Annotated in this window: 23 protein-coding genes and 1 other RNA gene; 9 read left to right on the top strand and 15 right to left on the bottom strand. The window is 53.6% G+C overall.

Annotation, left to right across the window (positions count from 1 at the left end):
* Positions 1–238 precede the first annotated feature (238 nt).
* Positions 239–583 (top strand): DUF4870 domain-containing protein, encoded by a 345-nt coding sequence (locus ACQ4M4_RS00765; RefSeq protein ID WP_430682531.1) that lies wholly within the window; start codon positions 239–241, stop codon positions 581–583.
* A gap of 134 nt (positions 584–717) precedes the next feature.
* Here ACQ4M4_RS00765 and trxB read toward each other — a convergent pair whose 3' ends face one another.
* Positions 718–2,115 (bottom strand): thioredoxin-disulfide reductase, encoded by a 1,398-nt coding sequence (gene trxB / locus ACQ4M4_RS00760; RefSeq protein WP_430682530.1) that lies wholly within the window; start codon positions 2,113–2,115, stop codon positions 718–720.
* Positions 2,116–2,375: 260 nt separating this feature from the next.
* Positions 2,376–2,561, bottom strand: a non-coding RNA gene (gene ssrS / locus ACQ4M4_RS00755) — 6S RNA.
* 242 nt (positions 2,562–2,803) lie between these two features.
* Between ssrS and dnaK the strand changes: the two genes are divergently transcribed.
* Positions 2,804–5,392 carry a molecular chaperone DnaK gene (gene dnaK / locus ACQ4M4_RS00750; protein ID WP_430682529.1) on the top strand — a complete coding sequence of 863 codons (2,589 nt, stop codon included), beginning with the start codon at positions 2,804–2,806 and terminating at the stop codon, positions 5,390–5,392.
* 94 nt (positions 5,393–5,486) lie between these two features.
* Positions 5,487–6,440, top strand: a complete 954-nt coding sequence (locus ACQ4M4_RS00745) for a DnaJ C-terminal domain-containing protein (RefSeq protein ID WP_430682528.1) — start codon at positions 5,487–5,489, stop codon at positions 6,438–6,440.
* Positions 6,441–6,627: 187 nt separating this feature from the next.
* Here the strand turns inward: ACQ4M4_RS00745 and ACQ4M4_RS00740 are convergent, their stop codons facing one another.
* Positions 6,628–7,764: an energy transducer TonB gene (locus ACQ4M4_RS00740; protein ID WP_430682527.1), complete on the bottom strand. Its 1,137-nt coding sequence runs from the start codon at positions 7,762–7,764 to the stop codon at positions 6,628–6,630.
* A 136-nt stretch (positions 7,765–7,900) separates the two neighbouring features.
* Positions 7,901–9,937 carry an asparagine synthase (glutamine-hydrolyzing) gene (asnB, locus tag ACQ4M4_RS00735; RefSeq protein ID WP_430682526.1) on the bottom strand — a complete coding sequence of 679 codons (2,037 nt, stop codon included), beginning with the start codon at positions 9,935–9,937 and terminating at the stop codon, positions 7,901–7,903.
* 398 nt (positions 9,938–10,335) lie between these two features.
* On the opposite strand from asnB, the gene ACQ4M4_RS00730 reads away from it, so the two are divergent.
* The 3 genes from ACQ4M4_RS00730 (at position 10,336) to ACQ4M4_RS00720 (ending at position 12,367) form a co-directional block, all read left to right on the top strand.
* Positions 10,336–11,142 (top strand): DUF1028 domain-containing protein, encoded by an 807-nt coding sequence (locus ACQ4M4_RS00730; RefSeq protein ID WP_430682525.1) that lies wholly within the window; start codon positions 10,336–10,338, stop codon positions 11,140–11,142.
* Positions 11,143–11,333: 191 nt separating this feature from the next.
* Positions 11,334–11,873 (top strand): hypothetical protein, encoded by a 540-nt coding sequence (locus ACQ4M4_RS00725; protein ID WP_430682524.1) that lies wholly within the window; start codon positions 11,334–11,336, stop codon positions 11,871–11,873.
* A gap of 59 nt (positions 11,874–11,932) precedes the next feature.
* Positions 11,933–12,367 (top strand): hypothetical protein, encoded by a 435-nt coding sequence (locus ACQ4M4_RS00720; RefSeq protein ID WP_430682523.1) that lies wholly within the window; start codon positions 11,933–11,935, stop codon positions 12,365–12,367.
* A gap of 185 nt (positions 12,368–12,552) precedes the next feature.
* Here the strand turns inward: ACQ4M4_RS00720 and ACQ4M4_RS00715 are convergent, their stop codons facing one another.
* The 4 genes from ACQ4M4_RS00715 to ACQ4M4_RS00700 form a co-directional block, all read right to left on the bottom strand.
* Positions 12,553–13,029: a PPC domain-containing protein gene (locus tag ACQ4M4_RS00715; RefSeq protein WP_430682522.1), complete on the bottom strand. Its 477-nt coding sequence runs from the start codon at positions 13,027–13,029 to the stop codon at positions 12,553–12,555.
* A gap of 151 nt (positions 13,030–13,180) precedes the next feature.
* Positions 13,181–14,449 carry an O-antigen ligase family protein gene (locus ACQ4M4_RS00710; RefSeq protein ID WP_430682521.1) on the bottom strand — a complete coding sequence of 423 codons (1,269 nt, stop codon included), beginning with the start codon at positions 14,447–14,449 and terminating at the stop codon, positions 13,181–13,183.
* Entirely contained in the window at positions 14,450–15,823 is a 1,374-nt protein-coding gene (gene wbaP, locus ACQ4M4_RS00705; RefSeq protein ID WP_430682520.1) for an undecaprenyl-phosphate galactose phosphotransferase WbaP, read from the bottom strand.
* A gap of 94 nt (positions 15,824–15,917) precedes the next feature.
* Entirely contained in the window at positions 15,918–17,042 is a 1,125-nt protein-coding gene (locus tag ACQ4M4_RS00700) for a glycosyltransferase family 4 protein (RefSeq protein ID WP_430682519.1), read from the bottom strand.
* A gap of 507 nt (positions 17,043–17,549) precedes the next feature.
* On the opposite strand from ACQ4M4_RS00700, the gene ACQ4M4_RS00695 reads away from it, so the two are divergent.
* Together ACQ4M4_RS00695 and ACQ4M4_RS00690 are read left to right on the top strand one after the other, a co-directional pair.
* Complete coding sequence (locus ACQ4M4_RS00695) at positions 17,550–18,353, top strand: ABC transporter permease (protein WP_430682518.1); 804 nt, start codon at positions 17,550–17,552, stop codon at positions 18,351–18,353.
* Complete coding sequence (locus ACQ4M4_RS00690; protein WP_430682517.1) at positions 18,350–19,135, top strand: ABC transporter ATP-binding protein; 786 nt, start codon at positions 18,350–18,352, stop codon at positions 19,133–19,135. The genes ACQ4M4_RS00695 and ACQ4M4_RS00690 overlap by 4 nt, the downstream gene beginning before the upstream one ends.
* Positions 19,136–19,315: 180 nt before the next feature.
* Here the strand turns inward: ACQ4M4_RS00690 and ACQ4M4_RS00685 are convergent, their stop codons facing one another.
* Both ACQ4M4_RS00685 and ACQ4M4_RS00680 read right to left on the bottom strand, forming a co-directional pair.
* Positions 19,316–20,626: an aminopeptidase P N-terminal domain-containing protein gene (locus ACQ4M4_RS00685; protein WP_430682516.1), complete on the bottom strand. Its 1,311-nt coding sequence runs from the start codon at positions 20,624–20,626 to the stop codon at positions 19,316–19,318.
* Between the two features lie 106 nt (positions 20,627–20,732).
* Positions 20,733–21,488 carry an MBL fold metallo-hydrolase gene (locus tag ACQ4M4_RS00680; protein WP_430682515.1) on the bottom strand — a complete coding sequence of 252 codons (756 nt, stop codon included), beginning with the start codon at positions 21,486–21,488 and terminating at the stop codon, positions 20,733–20,735.
* A gap of 48 nt (positions 21,489–21,536) precedes the next feature.
* On the opposite strand from ACQ4M4_RS00680, the gene ACQ4M4_RS00675 reads away from it, so the two are divergent.
* Positions 21,537–21,707 carry a hypothetical protein gene (locus tag ACQ4M4_RS00675; protein WP_430682514.1) on the top strand — a complete coding sequence of 57 codons (171 nt, stop codon included), beginning with the start codon at positions 21,537–21,539 and terminating at the stop codon, positions 21,705–21,707.
* Positions 21,708–21,744: 37 nt separating this feature from the next.
* On the opposite strand, the gene ACQ4M4_RS00670 is transcribed toward ACQ4M4_RS00675, so the two are convergent.
* From ACQ4M4_RS00670 to prfB, 5 genes are all read right to left on the bottom strand, one after another.
* On the bottom strand, positions 21,745–22,356 hold the full coding sequence (locus ACQ4M4_RS00670; RefSeq protein ID WP_430682513.1) for an anthranilate synthase component II: 612 nt from the start codon (positions 22,354–22,356) through the stop codon (positions 21,745–21,747).
* Positions 22,357–22,421: 65 nt separating this feature from the next.
* A complete protein-coding gene (locus tag ACQ4M4_RS00665; RefSeq protein WP_430682512.1) occupies positions 22,422–22,886 on the bottom strand; it encodes a diacylglycerol kinase family protein in 465 nt (154 codons plus the stop codon).
* Between the two features lie 202 nt (positions 22,887–23,088).
* Positions 23,089–23,631 (bottom strand): rRNA maturation RNase YbeY, encoded by a 543-nt coding sequence (gene ybeY, locus ACQ4M4_RS00660; RefSeq protein WP_430682511.1) that lies wholly within the window; start codon positions 23,629–23,631, stop codon positions 23,089–23,091.
* A gap of 122 nt (positions 23,632–23,753) precedes the next feature.
* A complete protein-coding gene (locus ACQ4M4_RS00655) occupies positions 23,754–23,975 on the bottom strand; it encodes a DUF3285 domain-containing protein (protein ID WP_430682510.1) in 222 nt (73 codons plus the stop codon).
* 67 nt (positions 23,976–24,042) lie between these two features.
* A protein-coding gene (prfB, locus tag ACQ4M4_RS00650; protein ID WP_430682509.1) for a peptide chain release factor 2 occupies positions 24,043–25,168 on the bottom strand; the annotation gives its coding sequence in 2 pieces (ribosomal slippage) (positions 24,043–25,092 and positions 25,094–25,168; 1,125 coding nt in all).
* Between the last annotated feature and the right edge of the window lie 253 nt (positions 25,169–25,421).

Raw genomic sequence — 25,421 nt, 5'->3', positions numbered from 1 at the left:
CTGGTGATTATTTTGCCGAAACACTGCGCTGTTTCGACAAAATAACCACAGCGTTGAAACACGACCGTTTTTTGCTACCTAAGAATACCCTCTGGCCAGGAGAGCAAACCGCCATTCCAAGATTCGGGTTCTTTCCTTACCAAACGAAAGCTTCAGCGATAGGATGAATGAGATCGAATTTCCCCCTTCAAAAGCTTGAAAATACAGCTCAAAAAATACACGTGGGAGTCCATGTAAGATGCAAAGTTCGTCCGATTTCGATAAACGTAAAGTTCTGTCGGCGTTGGCTCACGGATCAATCTTCCTGAGCACTTTGGTGTTAGCAATTGGGGTGCCAATTGTGCTGTTGCTTGTTTCGGATGATCCGGTCATCACTGCCAATGCCAAAGAAGCGATCAACTTTCACCTCAACTATTGGGTGTTGGCGTTTATTTTCGGTCTGCTTACCTTTGTATTGATTGGCTACCCGTTGCTGGCGATTCTGTTTATCGGCCATTTGGTGATGCCGATTTTGGCCATTCTGCACTGTTTCCGCGATCCCGAACGGGCTTACCGCTATCCCTTTATTCTTCGGGTGCTGTAGTGCAATCAGCTTCATCGCGTTGACAGATCCCTTGATGCCTCTGCCAATGAACTGAAGAAACCAATAAACCCAAGAACCAAGAGAGCCGGAACTATCAGTTCCGGCTCTCTTGGCGATCGCTGAGTTTTTCAGGATTACTGAGCCACAACTAGGCCCGTATTTTGCTGAATCACATCGCGGTATTCACTCTTTTGCTTCACGCCCATCATTTGCTTCACCAAAGCTTTGTCCTTAAAGAACTGCACCGTTGGTGTGCCAGTGATTCCGGCAGATTCAGCAATTTCGGGATCTTGCTCAATGTCAATTTCCACATAATGAATCTTGCCTTCAAACTCGTTGACGACCTTATCGAGCATGGGCTTGAGGGTGTGGCAGGGGCCGCAGGTGGGCGAGGCATATTTGACGATAATGAGGCGATCGCTATCGTGGTACAGCTTGCGCAGCGCATAGCCACCCACATGACGCGTCCGGGTAATATCGAACTCCGCCGCTTCCTGGTACTCCGCCTTGTGACCATTGCTGGCATGATGCTCGGAGGCTTCCGTTTGGTGGAACTCCTGAATCAGACCATTTGCCGAGAGGTAGCGCTCGGCCAGCAGAGCCGCCATACAGCCCGTTCCCGCTGCCGTAATGGCCTGCCGATACTCATGATCCTGAACATCGCCCGCCGCGTAAACGCCCTGCACACTGGTTTCTACATCGTTATGGGTCACAATGTAGCCCACATCGTCCAGGTCAATTTGGTTGCCAAAGATGGAAGTGTTGGGTCGGTGGCCGATCGCATAGAACAGACCCTTCACAGGCAAATCCTTCAGCTCACCGGTTTTGTTGTTGTGAATTTTAATGCCCGATAGCAAGCCGTTCTCGCCATACACATCTTGCGGGGATGTATTCCAGTGAACGGTAATTTTGGAATTACGCAAAACGCGATCCTGCATGGCCTTGCTGGCGCGCATTTTGTCGCCGCGCACCAACATGTGCACATGGGAGCCGTACTTGGTCAGGTATACGGCTTCCTCCGCTGCCGAGTCGCCACCACCCACAACGGCCAAGTCTGCCTTGCGGAAAATGGGAGTTGCTCCGTCACAAATCGCACAAGCCGAGATGCCCTTATTCCAATAGTCATGCTCGCTGGGTAGCCCAAGGCGCTTGGCGGTGGCCCCGGTCGAAATAATGACGGTGTGCGCATACACCTCGCGCTCATCCGAACGAATCAAGAATGGACGCTGGCTGAAGTCCACATAGGTCACATCTTCGGTGACTAGCTCGGCACCCCAGCGCACGGCTTGCGCCTTCATGTTGTCCATCAGCTCTGGGCCAGTAATGCCATCGGGAAACCCAGGAAAGTTTTCAACCTCGGTCGTGGTCATCAGCTGTCCACCAGGTAGCCCGCCCGATTGAAAGCCTTCAAACATAAATGGTTTCAAATTTGCTCGAGCTGCATAGATTGCGGCAGTGTAGCCAGCAGGACCCGATCCGATAATGACGACGTTTTCGACCGTTGGGGTTGTCATGCTCTTAAATAAACTCATAATGACTACGCTTAAAACAGCATAGCTCAACTTTTTGTAAAAGGGAAGAGGAAATACGGTGTAATGATGTACAAGCAGGGTGGCTGGTGAGAGGAACGGTGGCGATCGCCCTCCCATTCTCTTGTCATCGGTAAGCCCGGCCTTGTAAGCGCGGTCTTATTTAGTAGGGTGCCCAGTCGCTCGCCTGGGTGCGATACGTCCCTTAAAACAAAAAGTCCCTCGTCCAATTGTGGACAAGGGAGTAGTGATTGAAAGATTAAAAGTTCCCCACAACGCCGTCTTACCTCAGTTTTTGACCTGGATTAAATCCAGGTGGGAAGCTTGGCCTCAGTTTTAAGTTTCCGGGTACATGCCCGGTCTACTGCCACTGAGCGCAACTTGCGCCCCGTTTAGAAAAGGCATAGATCATAAAACATTATTGGCAGTCACCAACGCCGTAGTAGAACCTCCCTTATTGTAGCCATCGTCGGACCCAGAACGACAAGTGGGTTATCACGACTTGTCAAAATAAGCTGGTCTTGAGAGGGTGAATAGCAGCAAACCGCACTCAACAAACACATGGAATAGGGCGATCTTAAGGAGCAGGTGAGCTGATCAGCGATCTCGTCCTATGTCCAAAGCCTTAAGAGCTAAAATGTATTAGCAGTTCGCAACATTTCGATTTAACGCGCGAGGAGCTTCGCAACGCATGGGCAAGGTTGTAGGCATTGACTTGGGAACGACCAACTCGGTAGTTGCCGTAATGGAAGGCGGCAAACCTGTGGTAATTGCCAATGCTGAAGGGATGCGAACGACTCCTTCTGTAGTTGCGTTTAGCAAAGAGAACGAACAGCTTGTGGGGCAAATGGCGCGACGGCAAGCCGTGCTCAATCCTCAAAATACTTTCTTTGGTGTGAAGCGGTATATTGGACGGCGCTATAGCGAACTGAGTGCCGAATCAAAGCGAGTGCCCTACACCGTTCGCAAAGACGAGAACGGCAGCGTCAAGATCAAGTGCCCTCGACTGGAAAAAGAATTTGCACCGGAAGAAATTTCGGCTATGGTGCTGCGCAAGCTGGCGGATGAGGCCAGCCGCTACTTAGGCCAGCCTGTGACAGGGGCCGTCATTACCGTCCCGGCTTACTTCAATGACTCACAGCGGCAGGCCACACGAGACGCAGGGCGAATTGCCGGACTGGATGTGCTGCGAATCATCAACGAGCCAACAGCCGCTTCGCTAGCCTATGGCCTCGATCGCCGCGATAGCCAAATTATTTTGGTATTTGACCTGGGTGGCGGTACGTTTGACGTGTCGGTGCTGGAAGTGGGCGACGGTGTGTTTGAGGTAAAGGCCACCTGTGGCGACACGCAGCTGGGCGGCAACGATTTTGATAAAAAGATTGTGGACTGGCTGGCGGAGCAGTTCCTGGAAGCCGAAAAAATTGATCTACGGCGCGATCGCCAATCTCTGCAACGGTTGATGGAAGCGGCGGAGAAGGCCAAAATTGAGCTATCGGGCGTGAGCGTGACGGACATTAACCTGCCCTTCATTACCGCCACACCCGATGGCCCAAAACATTTGGAAACTCGACTGACGCGATCGCAGTTTGAGGGCATGTGTACCGATCTGCTGAGTCGTCTGCGGGGTCCCCTGCGCCAAGCCCTGCGCGACACCGGCCTCATGCCAGAAGATATTGATGAGGTGGTGCTGGTGGGTGGTGCGTCTCGCATGCCCATGGTCAAGCAACTGGTGCGCAGCTTTATCGATCGCGAACCTAGCGAAAACGTGAATCCCGACGAGGCCGTTGCGGTGGGAGCTGCGATTCAGGCCGGGATTTTGACTCAGGAAGTGGGGATGCGCGACATTCTGCTGCTAGATGTCACCCCACTCTCCATCGGGTTGGAAACCATTGGTGGCGTGATGAAGAAGCTGATTCCCCGCAACACCACCATCCCCGTACGCCGCTCTGACATCTTTTCCACCTCGGAAAATAACCAAACGATGGTGGAAATTCATGCAGTGCAGGGCGAGCGGGAAATGGCTTCAGACAACAAATCCCTAGGTCGCTTCAAGCTGATGGGCATTCCCCCAGCCCCGCGCGGCGTGCCCCAGGTGCTGGTGTCGTTTGATATTGATGCCAACGGCATTTTGCAGGTAACGGCGGTCGATAAAACCACTGGACGCGAACAGGGCATTACGATCCAGGGGGCTTCGACTCTAAGCGAAGGCGAAATTCAGCGGATGATTCAGGATGCGGAACGGAACGCACTGGTAGATCGAGAGCGCCGCGAAAAAGTGGAGAAGCGCACCCGCGCCGAAGCCCTGACCTATCAGGCCGAGCGTCAATTGAGAGAAGTAGCGCTCGACTTTGGTATGCAGTTTGCCAGTGGCTACCGTCGCCGGATTGAGAACCTGATTCAAGAGTTGCGGGATGCGCTGAAGAAGGATGACGAGCGCGGCATTGACGTAGCTGAGGCCGATCTGCGAGATGCCCTGTACGAACTCCAGCGCGAAGTCTACGAAATTAACCGCGAAGAGGAGGAAGAAGAGGGCTTCTTCGGCTCTATTAAGAAGACGCTGTTCGGCGATGAGGAGGATGATTACCTTACCTATGGCGATCGCCGCGATCGCTGGGATGACCGCGATCCCTGGAACAATCCGCCCCCTCGTCGCGACACCTGGGGCGATGATCGAGGTCGCGATCCTTGGGATCCTCGTCCTCGCCGCGAAGTGTATACCCCTGGCAGTGGCTACACGCCCGGTGGCAATAGTTATGCGCCTCGCGATAGTTACAATGCTCCACCCCGTGACAATTACAATAGCCCTCGCGATCCCTACGGTGCCCCGCCTCGCGATGCTGCACGCCCTCGGGATGATCGGCGCGACAGTTGGGAGAACCCCCCTCGTCGCGATCCCTATGGCGCGCCTTCCGGACGCGACAGCTATAGCCGGGAAGGCTATGATAACCGCGAACCTCGTCGCGATGTGCGACCCGATGCGCGGACACCCCAGCGCGACAGTTGGGATGAGCGGCCTCGCCAATCGCCTCGCAGCGATCGCCCTGGTAGCACGAGTGATAACTGGGATACCCGCGATACTCGTGGCCCGTCAGATCGCGGCATGACCGACAATCGGGGCAATGGTGAAGGGCGATCGCCCCGTCCTGCTGCCGATCCCTATCGCCCCAGTTCCCCTCGACCCGAAGCACGACGTCGCCCCTCATCTGCCTACGACGATCCCAACCGATTTGGCCGCGTTCGCGGTGATTGGGAGGAAGAAGACGATGATTGGCTGTAAGCTCATGAGAGCTTTAACTTTGGTTTAGATTAAGGCTCTCTCTGCCCGTCTTTCTGTTTTGCCTGCCCGTTCTTACCCTCCCGTTGATTGCTGAATGCAAAACTTTCGGAATTATTACCAGCTCTTAGGAGTTACCCCAGACTCGACACCAGAGGAACTGAAGCGCGCCTACCGCAAGCTGGCGCGCCAGTATCATCCCGACATGAATCCGGGCAATAAGGCGGCAGAGGAAAAGTTTAAGGACATTGGCGAAGCCTACGAGATCCTGTCTGACCCTGCTCGTCGTGCCAAGTACGACCAGTACAGCCGCTTTTGGAAACAGAGCGGCTTTGGTGCACCTGCCCGCAGCAGACCATGGAGTGCTCCACGCAAACCTGCACAGGATGAGGTCGATTTTAGTCAGTTTCGAGACTTCAACTCCTTTGTCGATCAGCTGTTAAATAAGCGAGATGAAGTGGCACAGCCCTCTCGCACGGTCGATCGCGATCCCTACCGTCCGGGAACGACCAAAACAGCCTACACGGTGCCTCGTCCGGCTCCCAAAAATGCCGAAGCTCGACTCACAGTGCCTCTCGAAAAAGCCTTTCATGGGGGACGAGAGCGCATTCGCTTAGAAGATGGGCGATCGCTCGAAGTCAACATGCCTGCTGGCCTACAAACCGGACAAAAAATTCGGCTCAAGGGCCAGGGAATTAACGGTGGCGATCTTTTCCTCAAGATTGATGTAGCGCCCCATCCTTTGTTCAAACTAGATGGAGCCGATGTGTCGTGCCTGATTCCGGTTACGCCTGCCGAGGCGGTGCTGGGTGGTGCGATCGAAGTGCCCACATTGGATGGTATGGTGAAAATGATGGTACCTCCCGGTGTGCGCACCGGGCAAAAGCTGCGCATGGCTGGCAAGGGATATATGCTGGACGGCAAGCGTGGCGACCAAATTGTAGAAGTACTGGTGCTGGTGCCTAAAGAAATCTCGCCTCAAGAGCGCGAACTCTACGAAAAGCTCCGCCAGGCCGAAACGTTTAATCCTCGTGCAGATCTATTGCTGTAAATAGATCGGGTGTGTGGACAACGCACACCAGTCTGAGCGCAGAAGGTTCGGTAACGCTAACGTGAGCTATGGATAAGCTGAAGTGCTCATTTTTGCGTGCGCAACGCGCACGCAAAAATAGGTTTTTCTGGGGTTTTCGCGCCGCGAAAACCCCAGAAAAACCCTATAACCGAAACTAACGTTAAAGCTAGAGCCGATTCACCGTGAGATACACAATCAGGTTGTCGCTGACGACGGGGATTCCGCTCGTGCTAGCTGGATTGAACTGCCACTGCCGAATCAAACACTCGGCGAGTTCTGCATAGTCTGGGCTGCCGGGGCCTTCTCGCACCTGGGTTTGCAAAACGCGCCCATCTGCCCCAACCGTAACGCGAATGGCAATCTCGGCCCCAAACCACGACACACTCTCGGGTGGCACAATGCACGAGCCAGGAGTCATCGGATCAGAGACAAAGCTCATGGATGGTTGAATGGCCTGGGCAGGCTGTTCGGGAATGTCGGTTGGATTTTCTTCGAGCGGTACGGTGCCAAAACTAATGATGTTGGCTTGCAAGTTGGTGGGTGCGGCCTCACCGCTGACGGCAATTTCGCCGATGCCGTCGTCGTACCCGTCGGGGTTAGCGATGTCGCCGGGTTTCAGGTTGGGGTTTGTGGGGCCAGGGTTGGCGGCTACATCGCCTGGAAATGTTTCGGGAATGTTGGGAACGGGGGGCAAGGTTTCTCCCGAAAGGCCCGAACCGGAATCGTTGCCCATTGGCAACTGAGCTTCGGGGGTGGTGGGTGCAGGCGGTTGGAGCGGCTGAGGCGGTTGGGAGGATTCTGGTTGTGGAGCCTGTGGTGGCGGTTGAGGCGTGGGTCGTTCTGCAACACCACTGGGCTGAGGCGCGATCGCCGAATCGGGTTGCAATACGTCGGGGGCTGGCGCTGGAACAGGCTGAAATTCGGGATTAAAGGCAATGTTGGGATCTTGTTGGGGCTGGATGCTGGGTGGCTGAGCCGACTCCAACGGTTCCGTTGCCGTTTCTGGGACTGGATTGGCCTGAGTTGAAGCAGCGGCCTCTGATGCGGTGGCTTCGGGTGGGGTGACGCTGGGGGCAGTGGCCACATCCAACGTGCTGATATCGACAAATTCGATGGGAGTGGCTGCGGTGGCCGCACTCGATCGCGCAGCGGCTCGCAACAGGGCCGGTAACATCAGCCATAACCCAATATGAAAGGCGATCGAACCCGCAACTAGCCATATCCACAACTTTGGCGGGTCGGCGTGTTTCCGAAGGCCCGCCCCATCGTGGGTATAGGTGGGGTGTTTTGCGAGTGGCACCATGGGTGGAGAAAGCAAGCCTGAGCGACCCGTTGCCGCAAGCGGCCAACGTCTTCATATCATAACGATCGCCCTGCATTCATGCAGAACGGTTTCTGTTTTTGAGACGTGGGTTGATCCGTCAGGTTCCCCAGCGATATCAGGCGTGGGCAACGGTGGGTTCGGTGCTGGCCCACCCCAGTTCGTGAATGCGATCGCGCGCTTGTTTGGGTACATCCGTGGCAACGAAATGGTGGTGCATTACCTGCACACTGAGCAAATGGTTGACCACGGCATCGAGTTGCGTGCGCTCGGCGGGGGGTGTGGCGGGATCGCTATGGCGGGTGAGGGTTTGCTGCACGGCGGCGTAATCCAACAATCCCGCATCTTCAACGGCCCGCTTGGATAGATAGATGTCTGCCAGGGTGTGCATGGCCTTGTTCTGAATTGGGTTGGAGTTGGCGGGGGGAGCCATAAACGCAAACTTTTGGCGATCGTACAGCACTTGGGGCAATACGCCCTTCATGGTTTCCCGCAAGATGTACTTGTCTTTGCGATCGCGCAATCGCATAAACGGCGGCAACGTCACGGCAAACTCCACCAGGGGATGATCGAGGAAGGGAGGCCGGGCTTCCATGCTGTTGGCCATATCGACGCGATCCCCCGCCCATCCCAACACCTGCGACTCAAACTGGGTTTTGATCCAGATATATTGCGCCTTATCCAACGGATGGCGCTCCTCGATTTGGCTACCGTTCAGCCTGGCGGCCACGGCCTGCCCCGGCGAGTAGTGCTGCGTAGCCGTGCGATGCTCGACCTGAAGCAAGCTCGACACCAGTGGCGACAGCGACAGCCACGATTGCAAACAGCTTGGGGTAAAGCCCACCAACTCCGCCAACGCCGGATCGTGAATGGGGGTTTCGGCCAGCAAATTGCCTTTGAAGAGTTGATTACTGGCCTGAAGCCAGCTCTCTAGCTCGGCGCGCTCTTCTGGCGTGGCATCGCTCATGCCGTGCAAGATCATGTCCATTCGCAGCTGGGGATAGCCCGCAAAAATTTCGTCGGAGCCTTCGCCCGTCATCACCACACGGTAGCCTGCGCGATGCACATGCTCGCTCAGCAGTAGCTTGGCCACGGTAAACGTGTTGTAGATGCTGCGCTCGGTGTGCCAAATGGTGCGGACAAAATGGTCATATAGCTGGTTGCCGTTGATGCGAATGATGTCTTGCTCTGCCCCAACGGATTGAGCCATCTCCTGGGCGATCGCCGCTTCGTCGTAGTCCTTATCCTCAAACCCAATGGTGAATGCCTTGACTGGGGACTGCTGGCACGCTGCCGCCACTCCCATAATGGTGCAGGAATCGATCCCTCCCGACAGGTAACAGGCTACAGGCACATCGGCTTCTAGCTTGAGCTGAATCGCCTCCACAAAGCGATCGCGCAACTCTTCGATGTATACCTCGTCGGGTTGGCGAGGCCCCCGCTCCTGGGCTAAAGGGAAATTTAAATCCCAATACTGTTGGGTGCGCACCTTTAGCGCCCCATTCACCCGTTCCACAATCACCATTTGCCCTGGCTCCACAGCGTGGATGCCCTCAAAGGCCGTCGTACCCGGAACCATGAGCTGCATCAACTGGTGATATAGCCCGGTCGAAGAAAAGCGCCGCTGCACCGCTGGATGCGCCATCAACACTTTAATTTCTGAGCCAAATACCAGCCCATCGCGGGTCATGGTCCAATACAGCGGCTTTACCCCAAAGCGATCGCGCACCAAGGTCAGGCGATCGCCCGATTGGTCATAAAACGCAAAGGCAAACTCACCACGCAAATGGGGCAGTGCCCCCTCCAGACCAAACCGCTCGGCCAGGTGGAGCAGCAGCTCGGTGTCGCTTTTGGTGGCAAAGCGGTAGCCACGCGAGGTCAGGTCAGCCCGAATGCGCTTGTAGTCGTAAAACTCCCCATTATGGGCGATCAACACCTGCCCATCTCGCGAAAGGAAGGGCTGCCGTCCCCGTTCTGGGTTTAGGTCAATGACAGCGAGTCGGGCATGGGTAAACCCGACTCCACGTTCGGGCATCACCTTCCAGCCACAGCCATCGGGGCCTCGATGGGACTGAATGGCCGCCATCGCTACCAAAACTTCGGGATGAACGGGACGAGCCGGATCGTGGTGCATTACGCCGCCAATGCCACACATGCGCAAACTCCTGAATGGTGAGCTGGGTTGACTGGGTATAGGCGTTGCATCCTACCGCTGGTTTTGCCGTTCCTCAATTTTATTTGGAAAGATTTAGCGAAATCTATCGATTTTGTGAATACTGTATACACAATTGCAACCCCTGATACAGCAGTCGTTCTTAAAAACCTCGACAGTTGGGGCTAGGATGTAAAATTGTGCTTCAAAAAATTAAATATTTCTCTAGATTGCTTCATGATTCGGGCGGTGACGAGAGGTTGAACAAAACGGCCAATATTGCGAGTCGTTTGTTGTTAGCGGTTGATTGCAAGCCGATTGATTCCAAACCTGTTGATTGCAAGCCCTGCCTGAATCCCAACACCCTTAACAAAATTGCTGAATAAAAGCGTTGGAGGAATATGACGTTTTCCATTGTGGCTTGGGATCCCGCGACACAGATGACTGGGGTTGCTGTGGCAACTAAGCACTTAGCGGTTGGCGCATTGGTGCCCCATGTGAAATCGGGTGTGGGGGCGATCGCCACCCAGGGTCAAACAAATCCACTGTTGGGAATTGCTGGACTGCGTATGTTGGAGCAGCGCACCATTCGAGCCAGTAGCGTCAGCGAAATTCCAGTACAGGATGTGGTGAACTTGTTGATGCAGGATGACGAAGACCGCGAGCAGCGTCAACTGCACCTGGTTGATCATCACGGCCATACGGCAGCTTGGACTGGGAGCCAGTGTGTGGGCTGGGCTGGCCATCTCACCTTTCCGAATATTTCGGTGGCGGGCAACATGCTGGCGGGCGAAGATGTGCTGGTTGCCATGGCCGATGCCTACATCTCGAACGATGGCATGGAATTTTGCGATCGCCTGCTGCATGCGCTCGAAGCCGGAGATGCGGCTGGAGGCGACAAGCGTGGTCGGCAGTCGGCTGGGATGTACGTCATGCATCACGACGAGTATCCCCATCTTGACTTACGGGTTGATCATCATGATGACCCCATTTCCACCCTGCGCCTTCTGTTCACCGAATCGCGCCAAGAATACTACCAATCCTTTCGGCAGACCATGCCCCGCAGCCGTTCTCACTCGGTTGAAGCCCTATGGCAAAAGGCGCTCTTCAATTCGGCTCAGTCCACGTCGCCCATGTCCAAGGCTTCGCTCAACCTGTCGATGAGTCCCATGGTTACGCCTGCAGATGGCTCGGTTTCGCATTCTTGAGTTTGATCTTCTATTGACGTCCGATTGAATCGCTGGGGTGAGGATGTCGATTCTGCTGTGGACCGAGTTGGTTGTGATGGATCCGCGCGGTCATCATCTGTTCGGTGGCCAGCGATCGCGCTGCTAGTGGATGCCAAACAGCATGGCAGAACTGGCGTTAAGATAACAGGTGGCGAGTGATCGAGAATTCCATGACCAACTCTGGACTGACCGTTCCCCACGGGATCACCTTTGAGGGGGCGATCGCCCTCACCCAATCGCTTATGGCGCAAATGGACGCCTCTGCCATTTCGGAAACCGATTTGCGGCAAACGGTAGCTCAGTTGGTGGCTACCGAAAATGGGGCTCGAGGATTTTTTGTGGCCTACCTAACTGATGAGCGATCGCTGGCTGATCAGCCGAGTGCTGGGCTTATTGAAGCTCTGCGGTCTTCTCCCACGATTGTTTCCGATTTGTTGGTCAAAAACTTGGCGATGTCGGCGGCAATGGCGATCGCCCACCGTCGCAACCAAAACGAAAGCATGGCCCAAGGCTCTGACCGAGTGCGATCGCGCACCACCGAGTTGATTCAGCAGCTCAATCTATCGGCCATTGCTGACAAGCTGACTCAGCTCCAAACCACCTTGGCGACGGGTAGTGGAGACTACGAACCTTTTTTGACCCGCTGGAACTATGATGACGAGCAGCGGCAGGTCATCCACACGGCGGTTAAAGATGCTTTAACCCGGTGAGCTAACCCAAAATGGGCAGGGCAAGATAGAGAAAACACGTCTTGCAGTAGGGGTAGGCCATGGAGTTTGGGCTGAACATGAACCGGGTGATTCAAGACACCATTGTTGGCAATGCCAAAATGACCGTTGACCAATGGGTGGCGGAGCATCCGGTGGTGGGCTTTTTTGTCATGCATCCCCGGATTTTGCTTGGCCTAGTGGTGGTGGGAATCTTGCTGCTGACTGGTTTGTTCGGCGCAGTCAGTCGCATGACCGAAGGATTTTGGCTGCGGCTGATACGGATGCCGTTTATATTGGTGCGATCGCTCGGTCGTGGCGGGTTTTGGCTGGTGCGGCGTGCCCTGCGCCAACCGACTGCGACACCCACACCCACACCCAACCCTTGGCTAGAGATTGCCCAACGGCTAGAGGCCCTACGCCACGAGCAAGACGTGCTGATGCAAGATATCCAAATCTTGCTGCAACAAACTACCGATGTGCCAAACAAAAGCTGAGTCACCCTTTGGGGAATGAATTCGAGCGATCGCTTCACCCACCCGTGGGGAATGTTACTGACCTGAGTTTTGAATAAGCTGAAGTCACCGTTTTTGCGCGCAAATCGCACACAAAAATGGGCTTTTCTGTCAGAAAAGCCCTTAACCTAAACTGACGCTAACTGGTAAAACAAGCGGTAGAACGCCTAGCCCTCTACCTCGCTAACGGTGACTGTGTACCACCCTTGGCTGTTGCTATCGTAGCCATTGATGATTAGTTGATACTCGCCTGAGCTTGGCAGTGTTACCTCTAGAAATGAATTGGTGTCATCCGCATCATCATTCTCGGCTAGCACTGCTCCGTCGGGTGTCAAAATGGCGAGATAGGTATCAAACTCGTCGCTCTCAAGGCTGATCATAATTTGCTGACCAGCACGACCATTCAAAAAGTAAGTATCGTACAGGCTGCCATCGCTCTCTAAGATGCTATCTCCGGGTTCCAACACCCCTTGTCTTTGCAGCAGAATTGGGGACGATTGGGCGATCGCCGCTTCAGAACCCATCTGAGACGAGACGGGCATTTGGGCGATCGCTGAGGATGCCATACCCACTCCTAAGCAAGTCATCACTACAACTTGAGGCGTGAGCAGCGAGGTTATGCCATGATGTGCCCGTAGTTTCATAGACTATTGTCCTAATGCGGATAGAAGGGCAGGATGCGATTCGCCAAGGTGCACTGGGCACGGGGCGACGCACAGCACTGCTAACCCTAGGTTGCCCGTAGGGATGCACTCGCTATCAGATCATGGGGATCGCTCGTGGATGCGATCGCTCTCAGGGTTCCCGTTGCGCTTGCTTGCTTTGGCCAAAGTGGTAGAGCCCTGCCAGCAGCAGCCAGTTCAGCAAATTGACTCGCACATCGTAAAACGTGACATCAAACAGGGCATAGGCGAAGCAACCGCCCACGCCAAAGAGGTAGCCCAGCATGATGGCTGCCGAGGGGGATGTGGCTGGTTGAACGAGCATTGCCATCACCGCTCGATAGCAGAAGTACCCAACGAGTGCGGATAGGCCAATGGTGATGATGAGGCCCGCCTCTGAGCCTAGCAGCAGCCACATGTTGTGAGGATGGAAAATGTTTGGCCATGCTGGATCAAAGTCTCGTGTTTGGTACACGATTTTGTAATTTCCCAACCCCCAGCCAAAGAGCGGGCGATCGCGGATGAGATCGAGGGCAATACGCCAAATGTTGACTCGAGGATCATTAGCCCATGTTGCTGGAGAGAGCGATCGCCCGCCAATCCCCAAGAGTGCTGCACTACCAATGATGGCCACAATGCCCAAGATGCCGCCCAGCATGGCCCGTTTGCTGGCGCGGTTGAGCAATAGCAGCACCAAAAACACCACCATCTGCCCAATCGCAACCACAAGACCGTTGCGGGAACCCGAGGCAAAAATACCAGGTAGACAAGACACCGTTGCCAACAAGACCCAAAGACCAGGCGATTTCCAACTCCAAGTCCAGGGCTTGCGATCGCGTGACACCAGTTCTTGCCACAGCAACCCCAACCCCAACCCAAAAATGGGCACTAAGTAGCTGGCATACACATTCGGATGGTCAAAGAACACCATGGCGCGCCCCTTGTGCGGTGCAGACTGGAGCCATTGCACGAAGGGTGTGGCCTGTAGAGCAAACGGCACCCGAGGCGACTTAAGCCAGTACTCCACAATCCCCAACAGGTTGATGGGCAACATCGTGAGCACCATATCCCGCGCAATGCGCTCAAAGTGCCATAGCGTGGGCAGCAAAAAGGGCAGCATAGCAAACAAGACAAAATACGGCAAAAAGTTGGCCAGCTGCAAAAAAGCCTCGCCCCGGTTATAGGCGATCGCACTACTTAGAACCATCAACCCTGACAGCACCAGCAAACTCCGATGGGTGAGTCGATTCAATCCCGATCGACGATACGTTGCCAGCAACCCAATCAACGCGGCCCCAACTCCAGCCATCCCCACATACGAGACATAGGGAATCGTCGCTAGCCCTAACCGGAAGACCCTAAATAGCCAGGACGACGTACCCATCGCTTTTTCTGCTGTCACTTAGTACGCCCCTTCACCTGTGAGCACGACCCAAATCGTGCGCATCAAAATATAGATATCCAACCATACTGACCAGTTTCTAACGTAATAGGCATCTAAATTCACCCGCTCTGCGTAGGACAAATTGTTGCGCCCAGATACTTGCCAAAGCCCAGTTAAGCCAGGAGTTACCTTGGTGTAAAGCGAAAATTTATCGCCGTACCGCTCAATTTCATCCGCCACAATCGGGCGAGGGCCAACCAAGCTCATCTCTCCACGCAAAATATTCCAGAGTTGGGGCAGCTCGTCCAAACTCGTCTGTCGCAAAAAACGGCCTACTCGGGTAACACGCGGATCATCCCGTAGTTTTTGGTTGGTGACCCAATCCTGCTGTAATTCGGGATGGAGCTCTAAATAGTTGTACAGGGCGCGATCGGCATGTTTGACCATGGAGCGAAACTTCCAGGCCTTGAACGGCATGCCATCTTGCCCAATGCGAGTCTGCCCATAAAAAATAGGCCCAGGCGAATCAAATCGAATCAATACTGCAATGACAACGAATAGGGGCAGTACTAGTAAGCCGCCAACCAGGGTAATTAGGCGATCGATCAAGAATTTGACGAGTTTTGGCCCGGGGAGCAGCAACTGTTGCCGTACTTCTAGCCCCAAAATGCCGCCCATATCCTTGGCATCGACCCAGAGGCTTGAAAACCCAAACAAGTCGGGGATGATCAACAGGTGGGCAAATGTTTGGCCATAGCGTTCCAGTAACTGCAAGAGGCGATCGCGCGGAACTCCTGGCATCGCCACAATTGCATAGGGAATTTGCCTTGCCTGTGCCAAACTTGGGGCCAGTTCAACCCCACCCGCAACCGGCACCCCATGCAGTAAACCATGCTTATTTGAATCATCATCCAGCACCAGCACTGGCTTCAGACCAATTCGGGGGCGGCTTTGCAGCGTGCGAATCACCATATCACCCGTTTTGCCAGCTCCCAGCACAATCACCGGATAGCCCCACCACTTGCGCGGTGCCAAGTAGTGCCGAACCAGGGTTCGCCCCGCCAAAATCAGCACAATGGACAGCAGCCATACCATCAAAAAAATGCCCCGCGAGTATACCTCTCCCTCGCGCCGCAAAAAGATAGTGGAGCCCAGCAAAAAATAAACCAGGCTGGTTGAAAGGGTGACCCGGCGCAGCTCATCGACCGGACTCATGGCGACCCCTGGGTATAGCCCTGCCAAAGCATAGGTGACAATAAACAACCCCATCAGCGGTAGCAGTTGCCAATATAACGATGGCTGAAACTGCCCGTCAAAAAATAGGCGAATGTAAACGCTGAGCACCCCTGCCACGCTAAGTGCCAACAAGTCAGCCCCAATCATGCTCATCATGGTTGGTACAGAGCGCGTTGAAATGCTTAGGGCAGACCAGGTTGGACCAAGTGCGCGATTAAGCTGCATTCGTGGATTTATACTCCTCACGCTACTAATGTATGGCATCCCCTGCCCGAAATTGTGCAAACTTCTGATCAATTAGTTGAGAAAGTTCTTGCCGAAAGCGATCGGGGGAAAACCGCTCTGCCTGCTGGCGCAGATCCTCCAGCTGAAAGGTGAATTGGCCGTCTTCAAACTGTTGAATGGCGGATACCATGCTGTCTACGGTTTGCTCGTTAAATAAGATGCCTGTTTTTCCAGAAATGACGGTTTCAGCGGCACCACCTTTGCCGTAGGCGATGACGGGAGCTCCTGCAGCTTGTGCCTCAACTAGGGTAATGCCAAAGTCTTCTTCAGCGGGATAGACGAATGCTTTGCATCGCTGCAGGTAGTCTTCAATTACGGCATCGGATTGGGGAGCCAGAAATACGACGTTTGAGCTGCCCTGGCTGGTTACTTGCTCCCGGGTTGGCCCATCGCCAATCACAACGAGGGGTAGCCCTAGTCGGGTAAAGGCTTGCACGGTTAGATCTACGCGCTTATAAGGTACAAATCGGGATATGGTGAGGTAAAAATCATCACGTACCGATCGCGCTTGAAACCGATCGATCGCCACGGGTGGATAGACTACAGTTGCCTTGCGTCGGTAGGTTTTCCAAATGCGCTGAGCCACGAAGCGGGAATTGGCAAGGTAATGATCGACACGGTTGGCGGTGGCCACATCCCACATGCGCAAGTAATGCAAAATGGCGGAGGCGGCGATCGCCCGAATGCCGCGTTTCAAGTTGGCACCTTGCAAATATTGCTGCTGCATCTCCCAGGCGTAGCGCATGGGTGTATGCACATAGCTGATGTGGAGCTGATCGGGTCGGGTAATCACCCCTTTCGTTACGGCGTGATGGCTCGATAGCACTAGGTCATAATCTGACAGATCAAACTGTTCGATAGCCAGTGGCATTAGCGGCAAATAAGCTCGAAAGTGGCGTTTGGCAAAGGGAAGGTGTTGCAAAAAGGACGTGCGGGGCGATCGCTCATGCAGAAAAAACCGTAGCTCATCGTCCAAAAACTCAACCAGACTATACAGCTCAGCCTCCGGAAACATGAGCAACAATTGCTCACAAACTTTTTCGGAGCCCGCATAGGTAACCAACCATTCATGAACAACCGCAACCTTCATACGCAACTATCAATTCATGCTCCAACCATTTCGCTCAGAACTGATGCACCCATGCAAAGTCCTAAAATTTGGGGGTGCTTCTAGATGGACAAAAAACAACTGGGTTCGCCCTAGAGTTATTAAGCCCTGGTTTCAAAGATTAAACTCTGTCGACAGGATTTCCGAAACAACAAGCTCAACCATCCCAGCCCCGCAGTAACCCTTCAAGGTTTGAGGAATTTACCACACCAGCCGATGCGGATAACACTCAACCATAAAAGTGGTCCTTTGTGCTGCAATTTCAGCCAACAGGATGACCTCAGCCAAGCCAACCACACGTCATACAGACGTATTGAGCAGGCCAGCAGCAAGTTGACTATAGACAGCTTGCTAGAACGAGCAGAACTGACGTGCTTCGTGCAGAATCTTGCGGTTTTTGGGTTATGTTTTGTGGACAATGTCACAAAACATAACCCAACAGCGTCAGTCCTACCGTTGTCGGCCCTAACTTGGTACTGTGTTCTGCCCATGCATGAGATCTCTCCCGCAACTCCAAGTGCAAATCAGCATCGCCGATTAGAAAACTATCGGGATTTGCTGCTCATTCTGCTGCAAAAGGAAATCAAAGTCCGTTATAAGAACAATGTTCTGGGCTACCTCTGGTCGGTTGGCAATCCTCTGGCGTTTGCCTTGGTATACTTCTTTGCCTTCAAAGTCATCATGCGGGTTCAGATTGAAGCATACCCCTTGGTGTTGTTGGCGGGCCTTTTCCCCTGGCAGTGGTTTGCCAACTCCGTGAACTCGGCCTCCAGCGTATTTGTATCGCGCGCTTCCATTATTAAAAAAGTGAATTTTCCACGCTACATTATTCCGCTATCGGTATTGCTCAACCACGCTGTGCATTTTTGCTTTTGCTTGCCAATCATCGTAGGGTTGCTGATGGTCTACCAAAAAGCGCCTTATTGGGGTTGGATTCTTGGCCTACCGCTGCAAATGGGGATTCAATTCATGCTGCTGTACGGCATTGCTTTGACGCTCTCCTCGCTCAATCTATTTGTACGCGATATCGAGCCCATCGCTAGCATCTTGACTCAGTTCACCTTCTTTTTTACGCCAATTGTGTTTACCGAAGACTTGATTCCTCAACAGTTCAGTGCTTTGGTGTATCTCAACCCGGTTGCTTCGTTGATGATCAACTGGCGGCACTTGCTCGTTGACGGTCGCTTGAATGGGATGTACGTAGCTCTGAGCTTGGGATACGCTGTGCTTTTTGCGGGTGTGGGTGTGTGGATCTATCGACGGCTCGAGCATCGGTTTGCAGAAGTGGTATGAGTGAGTCCATTATTCAATTTGAGTCGGTTAGCAAGTCCTATCCCCTTTACGACCAGGTGCGTGGGGTTAAGCACTTGTTATTTAACTTTCCGCACAATTTCAAAACTCTGCGCCAAATTCGCTATGAGGCTCTGCGCGGTATTTCATTTGAGGTGAGGCGCGGAGAACAGTTTGGTGTGATTGGCCACAATGGAGCTGGCAAAAGCACAACGCTAGGGCTGATTGCGGGTGTGATTAAACCTACGACGGGCCGAGTGATTGTGCGAGGACGGGTTTCTCCGCTGTTGTCGTTGGGGGCTGGTTTTCACACCGATCTGTCGGGTCGAGAAAATATTTTATTGAATGGTATTTTGATGGGCTTAACCCGGCGTGAAGTGCAGGCCAGGATGGCAGAAATCGTTGAATTTAGCGGTCTTGGTGAATTTGTCGATCGCCCAATTCGGGTCTATTCCAGCGGCATGTTAGCGCGTTTGGGATTTTCGGTTGTGGCTCACCTTGATCCTGAAATTTTGTTGATTGACGAAGTGTTGAGCGTAGGAGATATCCGGTTTCGCCAAAAGTGCATTGCCAAAATTCGTGAATTTAAGCGCACTGGTGTGACGATGGTGCTCGTTAGCCATTCGGTACATTTGGTTGCTAAGCTATGCAATCGAGCGATGTGGATTGAGAATCAGACCATTCGCAAAATTGGGAAGGCTCGGGTGGTTGTGGATGCGTACTGCAACGCCGCAAACCTGGAACCTTTGGTGAGCGTAGATGATAGCTATATGGCCGACCTTTAAGCTTTGGGCGGTATGCGCTGCGCGAATGATGCATGCACATCGAGGTCTGGTAGCACCAGACCTCGATGTGAGATTGCTCTTGTGTGTAGCTTGGTTTGCGGTTTCGTATTGGATTCGCGTGAGCTTTGAATCGGCTAAAGATCCTTTACTGAAGCTGATATTGGATTCGTGTTCCAAGGATTAGCGTTCCAAGTCGGCGATCGCCTTGGGGACGGCTTCAGTCAAGTTTTCGTAGCCATTGGAAGTAACCAGCACGTCATCTTCAATCCGAATGCCAATGCCAATCCACTGTTCGGGCACGTTGGGCTGACCTTCGGCAGGCTTGAAGTCGGGCTTGATGTAAATTCCTGGCTCTACGGTGGTAATTTGTCCTGGCTCCAGTGTATGGGGAGTTTCGTCGTGCTGGTATACCCCCACATCATGCACATCTAGCCCTAGCCAGTGGCCGGTGCGGTGCATGTAAAAGGGCTTGTAGTGTTGCTCTTTAATGATTTCCTCTTTGCTGCCCTTGAGCAAACCCAGATCCATTAAGCCATCGACGATGACTTCTACCGCCGCATCGTGAATTTGGCTGTAGGGGTTTCCGGGCTGAACTTGGGCGATCGCCTTTAGTTGGGCCTCCAGCACAATCTCGTAAAGGGCTTTTTGCTCAGGCGTAAATTTGCCGTTAATGGGAAACGTGCGGGTAATGTCGGAGTTGTAGTATCCATAGGCGCAGCCCGCATCAATGAGCAGCAAATCGTGGTCATGCATTTTCCGAGTGTTTTCGGTGTAGTGCAGGATGCAGGCATTTGGTCCCGACGCCACGATGGATGGGTAGGCTGGGCCACTGGCGCCATTGAGCCGGAATGTGTGTTCAATTTCGGCTTGCACTTCGTATTCGTAGCGGCCCGGTTTGGCAAAGGCCATGGCTCGGTTGTGTGCTTCTGCGGCAATCTTGGCGGCAATGCGCATTTGCTCAAGCTCGTGGTCACTTTTGATTTGCCGCATGGCGTGGAGCAGAGGGGCTGGATCGGCGATCGCAGTTGGCCCAACGCCACGTCGGGGATACATGGCCATGAACCGTTGCCATAATTGCAACATTTTGTCGTTGAATGCGCGATCGCGCCCTAGCCGATAAAAAATGCGATCGGCTTTGGTGAGATACTGCGGTAGCTTCTCATCCAACTCATCAATGGAGTACACCACATCAGCCCCGAACTGCTCTTTGGCAGCGTCTACCCCAACCCGATAGCCCGTCCAGGTTTCCTTATCTGGGTCTTTGGGTTGCACAAATAGCACAAACCGATGCTCGTCATGGTGCGGGGCCAGCACCGCCACAGCATCGGTTTCATCGAACCCAGTCAAGTAAAAGAAATCGCTATCTTGCCGAAAGTTGTATTCCACATCGTTGTGCATGACTGCAAGCGGTGCGCTGCGAAACACCGCAGCACCCTTGCCCAACTGGGCCATCAACTGATCGCGACGACGGGCAAATTCGGTTACTCGCATAGGTAGGTAGGCGTGAAAGATGAACGCAAAGGCTGGTTTTTGGGTGAGAAGATCCCGCCGCTAAGAACCGTAGCCGTTACCTCACTGTACCGCTCCCAATCCCAATCTAGCTATAGCTCATAACGTCAATTCGGAGGCCGCTGTTGGGCAAGCTGGAGCGACTGAGCGAAAAGGAACTGCCGCGCTGCTGAACTGGGGTGCCCGACATCACCGTTAAAAAGTCATCCAAGGGTTGAATATCGCAGGCATTGGCATCGGCTGCCGATGTGCGGAATTGGGTAGGAATGACGATGCGTGGGTTGAGGGTTTGAATGGCTTGACGAGCCTCGTCGGGGGTGTAGGCTTTGGGGCCGCCTCCAACAGGAACCAAGAGCACATCGGGCCGACCAATCAAAATTTGTTGCTCTACATCAATGGGTGCGGCTGCACCGCCCATATGGGCAATGTTCATGCCGCCCATGGTCCATTTCCACACAACGTTGACGCCAAAGCGACGGCCACCGTTTCGATCGTGAGCGGTGCGAATGCCTTGTACGTTGAGGTTGCCAATGTTGTATGCGCCGGGCTCGGACAGTAGGCGGGGGTTGCCGGGTAGCCCTTCGACGGAGCCCTCGTCAAACAGGCGGCTGCTAATCATGACAATATCGGCAGAAACGTTGGGACGGCGGTAGCCTGCGGTGCACCCAATGGGCCGAAATGGATTGACCAAAATACGACGGCCATCCCCCGAAAACAAAAAGCAGGAATGCCCCAAATACTGGATGGAGACTGCGGTTTGGGCTTGACCCGGCTGGGCGATCGCACCCGCTGTGAGGGATGCGGCAAGGCCAGCTCCTGCATACAAAAAATGTCGTCGCTTCATAGGCTCCTCAACACGTCGTTTCACGAACAGTGGCTTGTTGGTTGGTGAATGGCGCACCCCCCAAGTTGGAACTATGCCAACCCTGGCAGACTTGCGGTGCAGCATGGGCCAAATGTGGCGCTCACGCTGCCTGACAGCATTTGCCTGCATCGGGCGATCGCCACCAGAGCATCCATCCACGGCAAGGCTGAGGTCGCTCCAAAACTGGGCACCTTTTAGCTTACAGCGATTTGGTTCCTTCTTTGTGCGATCGCAGTTAAGCAGACACAGCAGCACATTGGCTAGCGGTTACCAAGAAGTTGCGCAGCAGTTGTTTACCAGCCGTGGTTAAAATGCTCTCTGGATGAAACTGGACGCCTTGTAGGTGTGGATAGTTCCGGTGGCGCACTCCCATAATGGTGCCATCATCCACCCAGGCTGTAATTTCCAGAATATTAGGACAGGTTGCGCGATCGATAACCAGGCTATGGTACCGCGTCGCCAGCATCGGATTTTCAATGCCTGTAAAAACGCCCACATTGCTGTGGTGAATGGGCGACGTTTTGCCATGCATGAGTTCGGGGGCCGAGGTGACCGTGCCGCCAAACACCTGACCAATGCCCTGATGCCCCAAGCACACGCCAAGCAGTGGAATGGATGGGCCTAACTCGCGAATTACCGTGGTGGAAATTCCAGCATCTTCTGGACGGCCCGGCCCCGGAGAAATCACAATCGCATCGGGCTGGAGCTGGCGAATCTCTTCTAGCGTGATCTGATCGTTGCGGTAAACGCGGATATCGCTGGCAATCGGAAGCTCGCTGCCCAGCTCCCCCAAATATTGCACCAAGTTGTAGGTAAAGCTGTCGTAATTATCGATGACGAGAATCATGGCAAGAAAAAATGAAAACCCAACGAATGGGAATAGGCCTATGCCCTACAGTAAAGGGAAATGCCTCAACCGTGGGCTTGAGTGATTTGATGCAGGCGCTCAACCAGTGGCGGTAGGATGAGGGAGCCTGCCACTAAAATAGCCGCAAATGCGGATACAAGCACGGCTCCAGCGGCGCAGTCTTTTGCGGTTTTGGCTAGCTCGTGATAGGTTTGCTTGACGGTGAGGTCAACAACCGATTCCAGGGCGGTATTCAACAACTCCATGGTGAGCACTGCGCCAATGGTGAGGCCAATCACGGCAACTTCGATGCGGCTGAGTTGAAGATAAAAGCTGAGGGCGATCGCCAGTGTGCCCACGACCAAGTGAATTCGAAAATTGCGCTGGGTTTGAAACGCATAGCTCAACCCTGCCCATGCATACCTAAAACTGCTGGTCAGACTAGAAGCAACCTGCCACGCAAGCTCTCGATCGGGTTTTGCAACCTTCCCTGACTGAGAAGAAGACTGGGTTGAAAGCTGCTGAGGCATACACACACCACATGGTATAAGAACAGGACAGAGGAAAGCACTTATCAACAACGATATTCGGTGTCGACTCAAAATTAAAAGTTCAACGTGCCGGAATGACGATGAATCAATTGTGTCCCTTGAGTCGTTTGTAATCTCGCGTGAGTTGGAAAACAGCGCTTCTTGCTACAGTTTGCCCAATTCGTGCGATCGATCTGTCTGGTTAATCATATTGAATGGATAGCCCAACTCGCTGCAAAAGAAGACTTTGCTGCTGCAACATGCTGAGCAAGCTAGGCTCATCAGGATGATCCCACCCCAGCAAATGTAGCAAGCCGTGACTGGCTAGCCATGCCAGCTCTTCCAGCAAACGGTGCGATCGCTCTTGGGCTTGTCGTTCAGCCGTCTCCACCGAAATTACAATATCACCCAAATACAGAGGAATCTCAGCCAACATTTCCTCTGGTAGAGGGGTATTGGTTTCCAATGCGGCAAAGGCGAGTACATCGGTGGGCTGGTCTTTGGCACGGTACTGCGCATTCAGCGCTTGAATCTCAGCATCAGTGGTGATCTGTAGGCTAAGTTCGTACTGTCCAATGGGCGATAGCGTTGGCTCTAAAGCTTGCAACCATTCGGCAAACCACGTTTCCCATGGGGCGGCTTGCACCGCATTTTGCCAATGGGCGATCGCCAATGAACCTTCGCCGGGCGTGGCGAGAGGCTCGCTAGTTTGCACATCAACATCAACCTGGATGAGAACAGCCATATAGTCGCCATCAAAAGAGCTAGGCCCAAGGCCTCATATTCGAGCAAACCCGGTTTGTTTAGAGGGAATCTTACAGGGATTTGCCCGAAAACATCTCAAACAACATGGGGGATGCCGCTGCCCTAATGGGTGAGATAGGCAAGACCCACCAATAGAGCCAGCAGTCCAACCGTGGTGAGAGCGAAGTGGTACAACGACTTCCCTCCCTTTTTTACCATATTGCGCATGGCCAGCTTGACATAGCTGGGCGGTGGCTCGGCGGTTGGCATGGGCATCGGTTCCTGGTTGGCTGTGGTGTCGCTTGTGTTAGCCGCAGGTTGGGAGTGGGGTGAAGGATTGCTCATGGACGATCTCAGACAAATTTTGTGAAGGGTAAACGGATATTCAATCCAACGAGGCCGAGGCTAGCTGCTACACCGTTGTAGCTTCTACCATTTGGTTTTCTTGGCGGAGACACGCTTCAATAAAGGCTGCCAAGTCCCCATCCATAATGCCGGTAATGTCGGTGGTTTCCACGTTGGTGCGCAGGTCTTTGACCAGTTGGTATGGGTGGAACACATAGTTGCGAATTTGGTTGCCCCAGGCGGCTTCCACCATATCTCCCCGAATGTCGGCAATTTCTTTGGCGCGCTGCTCTTGGGCAATGACTAATAGTTTTGCTTTCAGTCGAGCCAGGGCTTTTTCTTTGTTTTGTAGCTGCGATCGCTCTTCGGTACAGCGCACCAAAATGCCCGTGGGTAGGTGCCGCACCAGCACACCAGTTTCCACTTTGTTCACGTTTTGTCCACCCTTGCCGCCAGAGCGCATGGTGGTAATTTCGATATCTTTTTCGGGTAAGTCTAGCTCAACCGATTCATCCAAAATCGGCATGACTTCTACCCCAGCAAAGCTGGTTTGGCGTTTGCCATTGGCATTGAAAGGAGAGATGCGCACAAGGCGATGGGTGCCTTTTTCCACCTTGAGGTAGCCATAGGCATAGCGGCCCTCAATTTCTAGCGTGGCCGATTTAATGCCCGCCTCGTCTCCTTCGGATAATTCGGCCATCCGCACCTTGTAGCCCTGGTTTTCGGCCCAGCGAGTGTACATGCGCAGCAGCATTTCTGCCCAGTCTTGGGCGTCGGTGCCTCCGGCACCAGCGTTGATGGTGAGCACGGCTCCATCGGCATCGTATGGCCCAGACAGAAGCTGCTGTAGCTCCCACTGATCGAGCGCACGGGATAACTGCATCAGGTTGTCGTAGGCTTCCTGCAACAGTGCTTCGTCAGATTCCAGCTCTAGCAGCTCAACAACTGCTTTGGCATCTTCGATGTTGGCTTTCCACTGCTCCAATTGCTCCAAATGAGATTTCAACTCATTCAGCTCTTGCATGGTTCTTTGAGCATTGGTTTGGTCGTCCCAAAATTCGGGCTGAGCGGCAAGCTGTTCTAGATCGCTCACTTTGGCGGTTAGTGCAGGAACGTCAAAGATAGTCCTGGGTATGTCCCAGGCGCTCAGACAGCAGTTCAATATTGCGTTTGAGATCGGTCGTCTCAATCATGGCGATCGCGTTTTATCCTTTCCACGGTGTACAGGCTGAGGCTGAGTTTGATGCAGGAGCATTGTGCAACCTGGTGAACCATTAGCCCAAAGGTTGTGTAAACGTTCGGGTTTGGTAACCCTTCGGCACCCTTGATTAAACGTGCACCACTCAGCCCAGTTTATTTTCAATTTTAGTGGAGAGGCAGCGGGCGATCGCGCTTTTCTTTATCCTAGGGGCAAGTTAAACACGAAACCTTCCGGTGATTGGATGC

This window comes from Leptolyngbya sp. AN02str (assembly GCF_050565595.1).
GTDB lineage: Bacteria > Cyanobacteriota > Cyanobacteriia > Elainellales > Elainellaceae > Kaiparowitsia.
Note: the sequence above shows the minus strand (reverse complement) of the source record. Positions and strands in the feature narration are given on the sequence as shown.